Origin of the sequence: Zoogloea sp., assembly GCF_030157465.1 — a bacterium.
Lineage (GTDB): Bacteria > Pseudomonadota > Gammaproteobacteria > Burkholderiales > Rhodocyclaceae > Zoogloea.
Genome location: NZ_JAOAUU010000166.1, coordinates 16,168 through 30,098 on the forward strand (window position 1 = coordinate 16,168; position 13,931 = coordinate 30,098).

The 13,931-nt window shown below is 63.1% G+C and carries 16 protein-coding genes; 10 read left to right on the forward strand and 6 right to left on the reverse strand.

The annotated features are described in order from the left end of the window. The first annotated feature begins 4 nt into the window (after positions 1 to 4). The 8 genes from pcaF to paaE all read left to right on the forward strand — a co-directional run bounded on the left by pcaF (position 5) and on the right by paaE (position 7,060). A complete protein-coding gene (gene pcaF, locus Q1W26_RS19875) occupies positions 5 to 1,210 on the forward strand; it encodes a 3-oxoadipyl-CoA thiolase (RefSeq protein ID WP_300443928.1) in 1,206 nt (401 codons plus the stop codon). Between the two features lie 29 nt (positions 1,211 to 1,239). Continuing rightward, positions 1,240 to 2,385, forward strand: a complete 1,146-nt coding sequence (locus tag Q1W26_RS19880) for an ABC transporter substrate-binding protein (protein WP_300443932.1) — start codon at positions 1,240 to 1,242, stop codon at positions 2,383 to 2,385. Positions 2,386 to 2,398: 13 nt separating this feature from the next. After that, positions 2,399 to 3,190, forward strand: a complete 792-nt coding sequence (locus Q1W26_RS19885) for an enoyl-CoA hydratase/isomerase family protein (protein WP_300443944.1) — start codon at positions 2,399 to 2,401, stop codon at positions 3,188 to 3,190. A 40-nt stretch (positions 3,191 to 3,230) separates the two neighbouring features. After that, positions 3,231 to 4,244 carry a 1,2-phenylacetyl-CoA epoxidase subunit PaaA gene (gene paaA / locus Q1W26_RS19890; protein WP_300443950.1) on the forward strand — a complete coding sequence of 338 codons (1,014 nt, stop codon included), beginning with the start codon at positions 3,231 to 3,233 and terminating at the stop codon, positions 4,242 to 4,244. Beyond that, positions 4,241 to 4,537 (forward strand): 1,2-phenylacetyl-CoA epoxidase subunit PaaB, encoded by a 297-nt coding sequence (gene paaB / locus Q1W26_RS19895; RefSeq protein ID WP_300443953.1) that lies wholly within the window; start codon positions 4,241 to 4,243, stop codon positions 4,535 to 4,537. Before paaA ends, paaB begins: the two co-directional genes overlap by 4 nt. Further along, a complete protein-coding gene (gene paaC / locus Q1W26_RS19900; RefSeq protein ID WP_300443966.1) occupies positions 4,537 to 5,319 on the forward strand; it encodes a 1,2-phenylacetyl-CoA epoxidase subunit PaaC in 783 nt (260 codons plus the stop codon). The genes paaB and paaC overlap by 1 nt, the downstream gene beginning before the upstream one ends. 4 nt (positions 5,320 to 5,323) lie before the next feature. Continuing rightward, complete coding sequence (gene paaD, locus Q1W26_RS19905; protein ID WP_300443971.1) at positions 5,324 to 5,827, forward strand: 1,2-phenylacetyl-CoA epoxidase subunit PaaD; 504 nt, start codon at positions 5,324 to 5,326, stop codon at positions 5,825 to 5,827. A gap of 138 nt (positions 5,828 to 5,965) precedes the next feature. After that, positions 5,966 to 7,060 (forward strand): 1,2-phenylacetyl-CoA epoxidase subunit PaaE, encoded by a 1,095-nt coding sequence (gene paaE, locus Q1W26_RS19910; protein ID WP_300443974.1) that lies wholly within the window; start codon positions 5,966 to 5,968, stop codon positions 7,058 to 7,060. 178 nt (positions 7,061 to 7,238) lie between these two features. On the opposite strand, the gene Q1W26_RS19915 is transcribed toward paaE, so the two are convergent. The 4 genes from Q1W26_RS19915 to Q1W26_RS19930 form a co-directional block, all read right to left on the reverse strand. Next, positions 7,239 to 7,988, reverse strand: coding sequence for a dihydrodipicolinate reductase C-terminal domain-containing protein (locus tag Q1W26_RS19915; protein WP_300443987.1), 750 nt, complete (start codon positions 7,986 to 7,988; stop codon positions 7,239 to 7,241). Positions 7,989 to 8,084: 96 nt separating this feature from the next. Beyond that, complete coding sequence (locus Q1W26_RS19920) at positions 8,085 to 8,537, reverse strand: universal stress protein (protein ID WP_300443996.1); 453 nt, start codon at positions 8,535 to 8,537, stop codon at positions 8,085 to 8,087. A gap of 19 nt (positions 8,538 to 8,556) precedes the next feature. Continuing rightward, positions 8,557 to 8,928 (reverse strand): hypothetical protein, encoded by a 372-nt coding sequence (locus Q1W26_RS19925; RefSeq protein ID WP_300443999.1) that lies wholly within the window; start codon positions 8,926 to 8,928, stop codon positions 8,557 to 8,559. Further along, on the reverse strand, positions 8,928 to 10,196 hold the full coding sequence (locus Q1W26_RS19930; RefSeq protein WP_300444010.1) for a putative Na+/H+ antiporter: 1,269 nt from the start codon (positions 10,194 to 10,196) through the stop codon (positions 8,928 to 8,930). The genes Q1W26_RS19925 and Q1W26_RS19930 overlap by 1 nt, the downstream gene beginning before the upstream one ends. 160 nt (positions 10,197 to 10,356) lie before the next feature. Between Q1W26_RS19930 and Q1W26_RS19935 the strand changes: the two genes are divergently transcribed. Together Q1W26_RS19935 and Q1W26_RS19940 are read left to right on the forward strand one after the other, a co-directional pair. Further along, the gene (locus Q1W26_RS19935; RefSeq protein WP_300444018.1) at positions 10,357 to 11,925 is read left to right on the forward strand and encodes an ATP-binding protein; all 1,569 of its coding nucleotides are present in this window, start codon (positions 10,357 to 10,359) and stop codon (positions 11,923 to 11,925) included. Next, on the forward strand, positions 11,922 to 12,521 hold the full coding sequence (locus tag Q1W26_RS19940; protein WP_300444020.1) for a response regulator: 600 nt from the start codon (positions 11,922 to 11,924) through the stop codon (positions 12,519 to 12,521). Before Q1W26_RS19935 ends, Q1W26_RS19940 begins: the two co-directional genes overlap by 4 nt. A gap of 43 nt (positions 12,522 to 12,564) precedes the next feature. Here Q1W26_RS19940 and Q1W26_RS19945 read toward each other — a convergent pair whose 3' ends face one another. Together Q1W26_RS19945 and Q1W26_RS19950 are read right to left on the reverse strand one after the other, a co-directional pair. Further along, positions 12,565 to 13,473, reverse strand: coding sequence for a cyanophycinase (locus Q1W26_RS19945; protein WP_300444032.1), 909 nt, complete (start codon positions 13,471 to 13,473; stop codon positions 12,565 to 12,567). Between the two features lie 31 nt (positions 13,474 to 13,504). After that, on the reverse strand, positions 13,505 to 13,931 hold a 427-nt coding region (locus Q1W26_RS19950; RefSeq protein WP_300444038.1), incomplete at its 5' end, for an FtsW/RodA/SpoVE family cell cycle protein.

Consider the following 13,931-nt stretch of genomic DNA (forward strand, 5'->3'; position numbering starts at 1 on the left):
CACCATGACCGAAGCCTTTATCTGCGACGCCATCCGCACGCCCATCGGCCGCTACGGCGGCACCCTCGCCAGCGTGCGCCCGGACGACCTGGGTGCGGTGCCCCTCAAGGCCCTGATGGCCCGCAACCCGCAAGTCGACTGGGCGGCCGTCGAGGACATCATCTACGGCTGCGCCAACCAGGCCGGCGAAGACAACCGCAACGTGGCGCGCATGTCCGGCCTGCTGTCGGGCCTGCCCATCGAGGTGCCGGGCACCACGGTGAACCGTCTGTGCGGTTCCGGCATGGACGCCATCGGCCTGGCGGCGCGCTCCATCAAGTCGGGTGAAACCGAGCTGATGATCGCCGGCGGCGTCGAAAGCATGTCCCGTGCGCCTTTCGTGATGGGCAAGGCCGAATCGGCCTTCTCCCGCAACGCGGCAATCTTCGACACCACCATCGGCTGGCGCTTCATCAACCCGATGATGAAGAAGCTCTACGAAACCCACTCGATGCCCCAGACGGCCGACAACGTCGCCGCTGACTTCGGCATCTCCCGCGCCGACCAGGACGCCTTTGCGCTGCGCTCCCAGCAGCGCTGGGCCACCGCCAACGCAGCCGGGCGCTTTGCCGACGAGCTGGTGCCGGTGGAGATCCCGCGCAAGAAGGGCGAGCCGCTTGTCTTCACCACCGACGAGCATCCGCGCCCCGAGACCACGCTGGACATGCTGGCCAAGCTGAAGGGCGTCAATGGCCCCGAGCTGTCGGTTACCGCCGGAAACGCCTCCGGCGTCAACGACGGCGCCTGTGCGCTGCTGCTGGCGTCCGGTGCCGCCGCTGCGAAGCACGGTTTGACCCCGAAGGCCCGCGTGGTGGCGATGGCCACCGCCGGTGTCGCGCCGCGGATCATGGGTTTCGGCCCGGCGCCGGCCGTGCGCAAGGTGCTCGCCAAGGCCGGCCTCACGCTGGCCCAGATGGACGTCATCGAACTCAACGAAGCCTTCGCCGCCCAGGGCCTTGCGGTGCTGCGCGACCTCGGCCTGGCCGACGACGAAGCACGTGTGAACCCCAATGGCGGCGCCATCGCCATGGGCCATCCGCTGGGCATGAGCGGCGCCCGGCTGGTGACCACCGCGAGTTACGAACTGGCCCGGCGGGGCGGCCGCTATGCGCTGTGCACCATGTGCATCGGCGTCGGCCAGGGCATTGCCATCATCATCGAACGCGTTTGACACACACCACCCGTAGAGGAGACAACCCAATGAAAAAAACGCTGAAGACCTTTCTGGCTGGCGCCGTACTGGCGCTGGGCAGCCTGACCGCGATGGCTTCCGATCCGATCAAGGTCGGTTCGGTGCTGTCGGTGACCGGCCCCGCCGCCTTCCTGGGCGACCCGGAACTCAAAACCCTCCAGCTGTACGTGGAGGACATCAACAAGAAGGGCGGCGTGCTCGGCCGCCAGCTGCAGCTCGTCCATTACGACGACGGCAGCGACGCCAACAAGGCCAATGGCTTTGCCAAGCGCCTGCTGGACGACGACAAGGTGGACATCCTGATCGGCGGCACCACCACCGGTTCCACCATGTCGATGGTGCCGCTGGCCGAAAAATCGGGCACGCCCTTCATATCGCTGGCGGGTGCCGTGGTGATTGTCGAGCCGGTCAAGAAGTTCGTCTTCAAGACGCCCCACACCGACCGCATGGCCGCCGAGAAGGTCTTTGAGGACATGAAGAAGCGCGGCCTCACCAAGGTGGCGCTGTTCTCCGAAACCAGCGGTTTCGGCCAGTCCGGCAAGAAGGAAACCGAACTGGTGGCGGGCAAGTACGGCATCACCCTGGTGGCCAACGAAACCTACGGCCCCAAGGACACCGACATGAGCCCGCAGCTCACCAAGATCAAGAGCGCCCCGGGCGTGCAGGCGGTTTTCGTGTTCGGCCTCGGCCAGGGCCCGGCCATCGTCACCAAGAACTACAAGCAGCTCGGCATCACGCTGCCCCTGTACCAGTCCCACGGCGTGGCGTCGGATGAGTTCCTGAAGCTCGCCGGCCCGGCTGCCGAAGGCGTGCGCCTGCCGTCCCCGGCCCAGCTGATCGGCGACAAGCTGCCCGCCAACGACCCGCAGAAGCCCGTCGTGCTTGCCTACGACAAGGCCTACAAGGAGCGCTACAAGCAGGACGTGTCCACCTTCGGCGGCTACGCCTACGACGGCCTGATGCTGGCTGTCGATGCGATCAAGCGTGCCGGCAGCACCGACAAGGCCAAGGTTCGCGATGCCATCGAAGCCACCAGGGGCTACGTCGGCTCCAGCGGCAAGGTGACGATGTCGGCCACCGACCACATGGGCCTCGATCTGTCGTCCTTCCGCATGCTGGAAGTGAAGAACGGCGACTGGACGATCTCCCAGTAAGCACCGAGCGGCCATGACGCAAGCCTACGAAACCCTCGAGATCACCCGCAGCGGCCGGGTGGCGACGATCTGGATGAACCGTCCGGACGTCTTCAACGCCTTCAACGAGCAGCTCATCGCCGATCTGGGCGAGGCCTGCGCCGAGCTGGACGGGGACGCTGGCGTTCGCGTCGTGGTCCTGGCCGGGCGGGGCAAGCATTTCTCCGCTGGTGCCGACCTCAACTGGATGAAGCGCGCCTCGGCCTTTGGCGAGGCTGAAAACCTGGCCGACGCCCGGCGCTTTGCCGGCATGTTGCGGGCCTTGTCGGACATGTCCAAGCCGACCATCGCCCGGGTTCATGGCGCGGCGCTGGGCGGCGGCACCGGGCTGGCGGCGGCCTGCGACATGGCGGTTGCCTCTGCCGACGCGGTGTTTTCGACCTCAGAAGTGAAGTTCGGAATCATTCCTTCGGTGATCAGCCCCTACGTGCTGCGCGCCGTCGGGCCGCGTCACGCGCTACGCATCTTTCAGAGCGCCGAGCGTGTTTCGGCCGAGCGGGCGCTGGCCATCGGGCTGGTGGGCGAGGTGGTGGCGGTGGATGCGCTGGATGCGGCGGTTGCCGCGCTGGCCGACACCCTGATTGCCGGCGCACCCCAGGCCCAGAAGGCCGCCAAGGATCTGATTGCCGCCGTGACCGGACGCCCCATCGACGACGCGGTGAGCGAGGAAACCGCCCAACGCATCGCCCGCCAGCGGGCCACCGACGAGGCCAAGGACGGCATCGCCGCCTTCCTGGAAAAACGCCAGCCCGCCTGGCTGCTGTAACGATCCTGATTAGGTTCAACCCGAGAGGAGACAGAACACCATGTACACACAATCCTTCAACGTGCCCGACCAGGCCGGACAGAAGACGGTGGCGGTCACCCCGTCCACCGAAGACGCAGAACTGATGGCCCGTTTCGACGCCCGCATCGACGCGGATGGCCGTATCGAGCCGCAGGACTGGATGCCGGAAGCCTATCGCAAGACCCTGGTGCGCCAGATCAGCCAGCACGCCCACAGCGAAATCGTCGGCATGCTGCCCGAAGGCAACTGGATCTCCCGCGCGCCCAGCCTCAAGCGCAAGGCCATCCTGATCGCCAAGGTGCAGGACGAGGGCGGCCACGGCCTCTACCTGTACTCGGCCGCCGAAACCCTCGGCACCAGCCGCGACCAGTTGCTCGAAGGCCTGCATTCCGGCAAGGCCAAGTACAGCTCGATCTTCAACTACCCGACCCTCAACTGGGCCGACGTGGGCGCGATCGGCTGGCTGGTGGACGGTGCCGCGATCATGAACCAGATCCCCCTGTGCCGCTGCTCCTACGGCCCGTATTCCCGCGCCATGGTGCGGGTCTGCAAGGAAGAGTCCTTCCACCAGCGCCAGGGCTACGAAGCCCTGCTGGTGATGATGAAGGGCACCCAGGCCCAGCGCGAGATGGTGCAGGACGCGGTGAACCGCCTGTGGTGGAAGTGCCTCGCCATGTTCGGGCCGCCCGACGCCGACAGTCCCAACAGTGCGCAGGGCATGCGCTGGGGCATCAAGCGCATCAGCAACGACGACCTGCGCCAGAAGTTCGTGGACGCCACCGTGCCCCAGGCCAAGGTGCTCGGCATCACCCTGCCGGACCCCGACCTCAAGTGGAACGAGGAACGCCAGCACTACGACTACGGCCAGATCGACTGGCAGGAATTCTGGGACACCGTGGAAGGCAACGGCCCCTGCAACAAGGAACGCCTGGCCACCCGCGTCAAGGCCCACAACGATGGCCAGTGGGTGCGCGACGCCGCCCAGGCCTACGCCCGCAAACAGCAAGAACGTGCAATGAAGGAGGCAGCATGACCACCACCGCCCTTAAAGAATGGCCCCTCTGGGAAATCTTCGTCCGCAGCAAGCAGGGCCTCGAACACAAGCACTGCGGCAGCCTGCACGCGGCCGACGCCAGCCAGGCCCTGCACATGGCCCGCGACGTGTACACCCGCCGCCAGGAAGGCGTGAGCATCTGGGTCGTGCCCTCGGCATCGATCACCGCCAGCAACCCGGACGAGAAGGGCGAGTTCTTCGATCCGGCCGCCGACAAGATCTACCGTCACCCGACCTTCTATGAAATTCCCGATGAAGTGGGGCACATGTAATGAGCGCGACCATCGACTACCTGCTGCATCTGGCCGACAACGCCGTGGTTCTCGGGCAGCGTGATGCCGAATGGTGCGGCCACGGCCCGATCCTCGAAGAAGACCTGGCCCTCGCCAACGTCAGCCTCGACCTGATCGGCCAGGCCCGGCTGCTCTACCAGCGCGCCGCCGAACTGAAGGGCGACGGCACGACGGAAGACAAGCTGGCCTACTTCCGCGACTCGCAGGAATTCCGCAACTACACGCTGCTGGAGCTGCCCCATCACGGCGCGCTGGTGGGCTACGCCGTTGCCGACCGCGACTACGCCACCACCATCGTGCGCAACTTCCTGTATTCGGCGCTGATGGTGCACGTGTGGGACGCGCTGCAGACGTCCGCCGACAGCACACTTGCCGGCATCGCCGCCAAGTCGCTGAAGGAAGCCACCTACCACCTGCACCACAGCCGCGACTGGCTCGTGCGCATGGGTGACGGCACCGACGAATCCCACACCCGCGCCCAGGCCGCAGTGAATCATCTGCTGCCCTACACCGAGGAGTTCTGGACGGTCAGCCCGGCCGAAACCGCCGCGGTGGAAGCCGGTGTCGGCGTGGATGTGCGCACCCTGCGTGCCGCCTGGGATGCGCTGGTGAACGACGCCCTGGCCGAAGCGACGCTGACCCGGCCGCAAGTCCGTGGCTACGTGCCGCAAGGCAAGGTGGGCCTGCATTCCGAGCACCTGGGTTTTCTGCTCGCCGAAATGCAGAGCCTGGCCCGCGCTCACCCCGACGGTTGCTGGTAAGCCCATGACCACCGCCACCCTTGAGCAGGTGTGGGTCGCCCTGGAGGGCCTGACCGATCCGGAGATTCCGGTGGTCACCCTCCGGGAGCTCGGCATCCTGCGCGATGTGAGAAGCGGCCCGGACGGCCTGGTGGAGGTGGTGATCACGCCAACCTACAGCGGCTGCCCGGCCATGGGGCAGATCGAGGACGACGTGCGGGCAACGCTGGAAAGTGCCGGCATTGCCGCCCGCGTCATCACCCAGCTGTCTCCCGCCTGGACCACCGACTGGATGAGCGAGGCCGCCAAGGAAAAGCTGCGCGCCTACGGCATTGCGCCGCCGCACCAGACCACGCCGGACGTCAGCGTCGTGCGCTTCATGCGACGCCCCGCGGCCGACCCGGTGGCCTGCCCCCAGTGCGGCTCGACCCACACCGTTGTCTCTTCGCAATTCGGCTCGACCGCATGCAAGGCGCTCTACAAGTGCCTCGACTGCCAGGAGCCCTTCGATTACTTCAAGCCTTACTAGGCCGCCCGTGAATAAATCTACTGCGCGTCCCGAGCTTGCGATTCCGGTGCTCGCTGTACTGCAAGTACAGCTCCGCTCCTCGTCGCAAGCTCGGGCCTGCTCGCTACGATTTATTCACGGGCTTCAGGAGATTCAAAAATGTCCGCTCTCCGTTTTCATGAACTTACCGTCAAGCGCGTCAGCCCCGAGGCGGCGGGCTCCGTTGCCATCACCTTCGACATTCCGCCTGCCGAACTGGAACGCTTCCACTTCGAGCCGGGCCAGTTTCTGACGGTCAAGGCCGTCGTCGATGGCCAGGAAGTGCGCCGCAGCTACTCCATCAGCAGCCCGCGCAGCCGCCTCGCCAGAAAGGGCGAGCTGGAAATCGGCATCCGTCCGGTGGAAGGCGGCGTCTTCTCGAACTGGGCGGCGCAGTCCGTCAAGGCCGGCGACACCCTCAACGTGATGCCGCCGGACGGCCGTTTCGTCGTCAAAAAGCAGCGCGCCATCCACCGGGTCGGTTTTGCCGCCGGATCGGGCATCACGCCGATCCTGTCGATTGCCGCCACCACGCTCGAAGAGCAGCCCGAATCCAAGTTCACCCTGGTGTACGGCAACCGCCGCATGTCCTCGGTGATGTTCAACGAAGCCCTGCAGGATCTGAAGGACCGCTACCGCGACCGCCTGACCCTGATCCACGTGCTGTCCCGCCAGGCCCAGGAAGTGGACCTGCTGCAAGGCCGCATCGACGGCGACAAGGTGCGGGCGGTGATCGACGCGCTGCTGCCGGTGAAGAGCATGGACGAAGTCTTCATCTGCGGCCCCGAGGCGATGATCGAGGCGACCCAGAAGACCCTGATCGAGGCTGGCGTGCCGGAAAGCCGGGTCTATACCGAGCGCTTCACCGCCAACACGCCGCTGCCCAAGGGCGTGGTGCCGATCGGCACACTCCATCCCGAACTCGAAAGCGCGAAGAGCGTGGCCCTGTCGGTCATCCTCGACGGCATGGAGCACGAGATGATGATGGCGCCCAACGAGCACGTGCTCGACGTGGCCCTCAACGCCGGTCTCGATCTGCCCTTCTCGTGCAAGGCCGGCGTGTGCTGCACCTGCCGCGCCAAGGTGCTGGAAGGCACGGTCGAGATGGACAAGAACTTCACCCTCGAAAGCTCCGAGATGGCCCAGGGTTTTGTGCTGAGCTGCCAGGCCCGGCCGACCAGCGGGCGTTTGCTGGTGAGTTTCGACGAGCGCTGAAAAAACCGTGGCCCCGCCGCCTGTGGTTCGGACAGAGATCCGAACCACAAACTTCAACTGTCAGCAATAACGGGGGCCGACCCCGCTCGAGTTGCGGGCGGCGCTATCGGGTTTCGAGGTGGATGACGATTGATGCCGTTCGTGAGCCTGCGGGAGCCCTGGCAATAAACGCTCTCTTTCAGGCACGCAACCATTGAGTGCGCAACCGCTGCATCAGCAAGTCTTCAAAACTGAAGTAGCCCGGCTCGGTACGTGCCGCCAACTCACGCAAGGCAAACGCTGCACCGGTGCCGAAGGCCTCTCGCCGAATCGAATCATGGCTGAGCCGCACCGTTTGATACGGGAAGCCGAATACCACCTCATGGTGGCCGACGATGCCGCCCAGCCGTAGCGACGTGATGTTGGCGTCGTCGAGTTCCAGAGACTCTGCGATTTTGCGTGCAGTACCGGAGACTTCAGGCTTGTCGCGAAAGTGCTCTTCGAGAATCGCGATGTCCGCATGGGGTGCTATCTCGCGCAACAATCTTGCTGCGAGGATCAGGAAATTGATTCCCAGCGTGATGTTCGGGCAACTCATGACCCGCGCGTCTTCCCCCAGTGACTGGATGTAGGCCAGATCAGCGTCACTGTAGGCAGAGATCGCGGTGACGAGCATCAGGCGACGCCGACGAAGCTCTTCTCCATACTGGCGCACAGCCTCCGGCCCGGAAAAGTCGACCAGTGCGTCGACGGGGTGCTTATCCAGCCAGTTGGCGAGATCGATCTGGTCCAGGCCGATGACGGGAATGCTGCAGGCGCCGGACTCATCAAAAGCATTCTGATGCGTTCTGCGGGCGATCCAGCTCAGCTCCAAGTCTGGCTCTGCCTGCAACACGTTCGCCACGGCTTGCCCGGCTTTGCCGTAACCAATCAGTCCAATTTTCAGCATCGTTTATCAACCATATAACCCTGGTGTCCTGTAGAGATGTTGTTTTCCTTGTTCTTGAGGTGATGTTCTATGTCAGCTGCGGGAACATGAAATTGATCAGTGCTCCACCGAGCCGTCGGCGCGAACTTGTACAACGGGGATCGACCGCTGGGCGCTTTTGAGGTTGCGGCCCATCCCGCTCGAGATGCGCTCCAGCCAGTCGGGCTTGGGAATCACAATCGCGGTGCAGTCGAGCTGCTCTGCCAGATCGAGGATTCCAAATACGGGTTCCTGTTCGCGGAAGTAGGTTTTGCAGGAAATGCCGGCAGCCTTCAGGGGCGCCGACGCCTCTTGCAGAAAAACCTCAGATCGCTCCTGAAAGTGACGATGAATTTCCTGCTCGGTCCTGAAGCGCAGAACTTCCCAGTTACGAACAGGTGCAACGATGTAGAGCAGGCACGCTTCGACGTCCTCGGCCTGTCTAGCCAGGTTGATGGCGTAGCCGACGCCACGGCGAGATCCTTCCTTTGCGTCAACAGGGATCAGGAGCCGGTGAACGGCATGTTTCATGATCGTGGGACTTCCCATTTCACTCCCCTTCGGGGCGTGGCGCTTCTGGAGACGGATGTTCCTGCCTGTACGCTTCCTGCAAGCCTCTACGGATACGCCTGAGATAGAGCGGTCCCGCGATAACGAGGAGCAAGGGCACGGCCAGTACCATCTGAGTGAAAAAAAGGAGCAGGAAGGACGCTTCCATGTCGTCCGGAGGTCGCAGCAGCCAAGTCACCAGCACGAGTCCAGCGATCAGACCGATCCGTTCGAACGGGTCGGACTCCAGTTCATTGGCCTTGCCGAGTAAGGTGGGCCAGTCCCGAATGGGCCATGCCCGCAGGCGCGGGAAGACCTGCACCAGTACCCACTGCAAATTTCGGGAGCACAGGATCAGGCTGGGCTTCAGCATCACAGCACTTGAAATGCGAAGATCGCCACGCAAGTTGGCGGCAGCGCAGCCAGGAAGAGGCCCATGGGGCTGATGGACTCATCATCGAAACTCGATTTCAGGATGGCCACCCCGGCCGGGTTAGGGGCATTGGCGATGAAGGTGAGGCCACCACCCGTGACTGCGCCGGCAACAACGGCGTACTTGAACTCAGGGGAGACGCCCTCCACCAGGGAGGCCAGATAGGTCAGCGCCGCGTTGTCGGTTATGGCGGTCAAGGCCGTGGCAAGGAAATACAGTACAGTCGGCTCGACGCCCACCAAGGCGTGCTGGAGCCACCACTGCTGCATGCCACCAAGTACAACCAATCCAGCAAGGAAAAATGCGACCAGCAGCCCTTCCCGGAGAATGAGCGGGTCCTGATGGGTCTTGTAGGCCTGGGTGAAGCCTAGAAAGAACAGGAAGAGCCCCATGAACACGACCGGGTGGTGCGCGAAAAAGATGGCACCGACCAGGAACAGAAGGTGGATGCCGGTAACGGTGAGGGGTGTCGCAGCCCGGCGGCTGTCATGGTCGGTACGGCCTTTGGCAGCCACTTCCCGCCGGAAGAACCAGGTCAGTACTACTGCGTTCACAAACACCGCGAAGGCCGCTTTCCAGCCGAAATGGGAGATCATGAAAAGCGTGTCCCACTGCCACTTCGCTGCCACCATCAGGACGGGTGGCGCCGCAAAATGGGTCATTGTCCCGCCGATGGACACATTAACGAAGAGCATGCCCAGGGTGGCGTACTTGAGTCGGTTGGACAGTCCCTGCTGGAAGTAGCTGTCCCGCAGCATCAGTGCGGCAAGGGTCATGGCCGCCGGCTCGGTAATGAATGAGCCCAGTAGCGGAACGACCGACAGGCACAGAAAATAGGTTGCCAGCGCCTTGTGGATGGGAATCATTGCGGCCAGCAGACGCACCATGCCAATCACGGTCGTCACAATCGGCCGGCTTGCCGCTATGACCATCACCACGAAGACGAACATCGGCTCGGTGAAGTTTCGTCCCTCCAGATAACCCACCGCCGCATCCTGGCCGGACAGCCAGAAAAGCGCCGCGACGAGCACGAAGGCCCAAAACCCGAACACCACCTCCACCTCACCCAGCAGATGCCAGAGCCCTGCATGACGAGGCTGCAGGTGGGCCAGGTGCGCGAAGAACCGGGTGGAAAACGTGTGAATGACAGCCACCGCAAAAACGGCAGCGGCGACGATCTCAGGGACCGATGCAGCCAGACTGGCCATGATCATGTAAGCGTGATGAAGTCACCCTTACATTACTCGGCGGGATCGTTCAGCGAAATTCGGGGATCACGTAACGGAAACACGTACGCGTTTCCCTTGTTACCTGATCGATCCGCTTGCCCCACAATTCCCCAACCCCCCGGCCGGCCTCCATTTCGTCTTGCACAAGCACCTGCTCTCTCTCGGATTCATCGGTCTCTACATCGCTCTCGATGCGGCGAGCTTCATCCATCCGCTCCACGGCCTGAACATTACGCCCTGGAATCCGGCGCCTGCGCTCGGGCTGGTCTACCTGCTGCGTCAGGGCACAACAGCACGTCCGGTTCTCGTGCTCGCCGTGCTGCTCAGCGAATATCTGGTGCGCGGGGTGCCGTTTCCCTGGTGGAACAGTCTGCTGTCGGCCCTCATTCTCGCCGTCGGATACCTGCTCTTAAGCGAAGCACTCAGGCGGCGCATGTCTCCCACCACCTTGCTGGACGATCGGGCCGCCTTGCTGGGGTGGATGGTGCCGGTTGTGCTCGGTACGCTGCTCAACAGCGTGGTTTACCTGACCAGCCTGCACCTGCTCGGGCTGCTACCGTCGGGGGGCTGGCTGACGGGCGTGCTCCAGTTCTGGGTCGGCGACGCCGTGGGCATTACCGTTGCGATGCCGCTTTTCTGGTGGCTCACCGGCGAGCGTGGCCGGCTTGCGCTGGGCTCTGCGCTCCTGTGCTGGGAGACCCTCGGGTATTCACTGCTGGGCCTTTTGGCGCTGGGGATTGCTTTCGGCCTGGGGGGGGACGGTGGCTTCAAGCTTTTTTACTTCCTGTTTCTGCCTATCGTCTGGGCTTCGGCCCGACAAGGCATGGCCGGGGCGATCGTGTCGGCAACGCTGCTGCAGGTCGGGGTGATCGCGGCCGTTCAGGTGCTGGATTTCAGCGCGGTAACGGTGGCCGAACTGCAGATGCTCGCCGTCGTCATGGCGCTGATCGGATTCTTTATTGGCGGCGTCGTGGATGAGCAGCGCCGGACCAGCGGGGAGCTTCGGCAAACCTTGCGTCTGGCCGCTGCTGGCGAGATGGCCGGGGCCTTGGCCCACGAACTCAATCAACCGCTGACGGCGATGGGGGCCTATGCCTCGGCCTATGACGCCCTTCAGGCACGGGGCGAAACGGGCGCCCGACTGGACGCCGCAATCAATGGCATGCGCGCTGAAGCCCGACGAGCCGGCGATGTGGTGCGGCGCCTGCGGGATTTTTTCCGAACCGGCGCGACGAAACTCGAAACGGTTGCGCTTCGGCAGATCATCGAGGCTGCAGCGGAACATTACAAGACCAAGGCCCAGCAAACCGAAATTCAGTTTCTCGTGGCTGAGGTGCCGGAAATCATGCTTCTGGCCGATCAGCTCCAGCTGGAGGTGGTCTTGCGCAATCTTCTGTCCAATGCCTTTGAAGCCGTTGCCGTGGCGGACGTAACCGGGCGGCAGGTATCCATCCATGCGGAACGACTGCCGGGAGAGCGGGTCATCATCTGCGTCGAAGACTCCGGCGCCGGGCTCACAAGCCAGGACGCGGAACGGGCCTTCGAGTCCTTTTATTCATCGAAATCGAGCGGGATGGGTCTGGGGCTGGTGATCAGCCGGGCCATCGCAGAAACCCACGGCGGTAGCCTGTGGGGGGAAGTGGCCGACCACGGCGTGTTCAAACTCGTGTTGCCGATTCAAGAATCACCGAAAACACCGACCTCATGACAGACAACCTGACCGTCTTCATCGTTGATGACGACCCCGCCGTGCGCGATGCACTGGGCCTGCTGCTGGGCATCCACGATTACCGCCTTGCGGTATTTGCCGATGCGGACAGCTTTCTCAAAGCTTTCAAACCCCACTGGCACGGCTGCCTGCTGCTCGACATCCGGATGCCGGGCATGGATGGCCTGACGCTGCAAAAGAGACTCCTTGAGCTCGGTTCGGATCTGCCCGTCGTGATCATGACCGGCCACGGCGACGTGGACTCCGCCCGCGAAGCCTTCCGGGCCCTTGCCGTGGATTTCCTGGAAAAACCACTGGACGAATCGAGGCTTCTGGCCGCCATCAGCGAAGCCTTTGCCCGGCAAAGGAAAATCGCTGATGCCGCTTTGAACCGAGATCAGGTTCAGCGCCTTCTCGACGGCCTGACGCAAAGGGAAAAAGAGGTGATGGAACGCGTGGTGGCGGGGCGACACAACCGCGAAATCGCCGCCGAGCTGGCGATCAGCCCCCGAACCGTAGAAGTGCACAAAGCCCGGATGATGGACAAGCTGGGCGTTGGCAGCGTGGCAGAACTGGTGCGGCTCAGTCTGGGGTGAAAGAGCTGCCCTGTGCCGGCAGGTCGGGAACCGCGTGCCTGCATTAGGTGCTGGGCAGTGTGACACCTCCCTTCTTAGGGTCAAATACGCCGCCCCTCGGCAGGAGATGCAATCTGATATTGCTCGCACCCACAATGGATTTTCGGTCATGGGTCAAACGTGCCCTGCGGGCATCGATCACCTTCACGTAGCTATTGCCCAGTACCTCCCATCGACCATCGGGGCGCACCTGCAGCGCCGTTTCTTCGTCAATACCCACCCCGATCAATTGCGGCTGATCAAGCACGGCGCTCAGCAAGCGGTTGTAGCGGGCTCGTTTCAGAAAGTGCTGATCCACAATGGCCCCCGGCAAGAAGCCGAAGCCCTTGCCAACGTCAATGGTTCCACGGGCGATGGCCAGAAACTCGCCTTTATCGGACTTGGGCTTGCCGGTCAGCATTTCGCTTGTCATCACGGCCGCACCTGCCGAGGTTCCGCCAATGACGGCGCCCTCCTGATACCTGCGCTCAATCACGTCGAGCACCCGCGTGCCAAGGAGCGTAGCCGCGAGACGATTCTGGTCTCCGCCCAGAAACCAGTAGCCGGAAAACCCTTCGAGAAGCTGTGCCGTTGACTCCAGCTGGGCCTCCTTGCGTTCGAGGTTGATGAGGTGGGTGTCAGCGTTCAGTTTCTGGAAGTCAGCCATGACTTCCCGCGCCTCTTCGTCGAAGGCGGTGCTGGCCATGGGAAACAGGGCAATCCTTGCCTTTCCGGGGCCACCGGCCAGGGCAACGAAGCGTTCCTGTACGGCGACCGGCGTGTCGCCTCCGCCGACAATGATCAGGTTTCCCCGCAGGGGCAAATCCTTGGTCTTGTCACTGAAAGCAGGCCCCGCCGATAACAAACCGAAAATGATCAGGGCGTGCCGCAAGAAGCACGTGATTAAGCTAATTGGTTCAGAAATAAATCGCATCGAAGATTGGCGGGTGACTCACCCGTCTTGATTAGCCTTCCCTGGCGGTCGTGCGGCTATGGGCGATCGACATCAGGATTCCGAGTGAGATGCACAGGATGACCAAGGCCGTGCCGCCGTAGCTCATGAAGGGAAGGGGAACTCCAACCACCGGGAGCATCCCCGTGACCATGCCCATATTGACGAAGGCATAGGAGAAGATGCTCAGGGTCAAACTGCCCGCCACATAACGCCCGAACCTGTCCTTGGTGTGCAAGGCAATACTGAGACCCCGCAGAACAAGGGCGATGTAAATGACAAGCAGCGTAAGCGTGCCGAGCAGACCAAGCTCTTCTGCCAGCACAGCAAAGATGAAATCGGTGTGCCGCTCGGGAAGAAAATCAAGTTGTGTCTGGGAGCCCAGCCAGGGCCATCGCACTCGAACGACATGGTTTTTTTGAAATTCACCAAAAAAATCG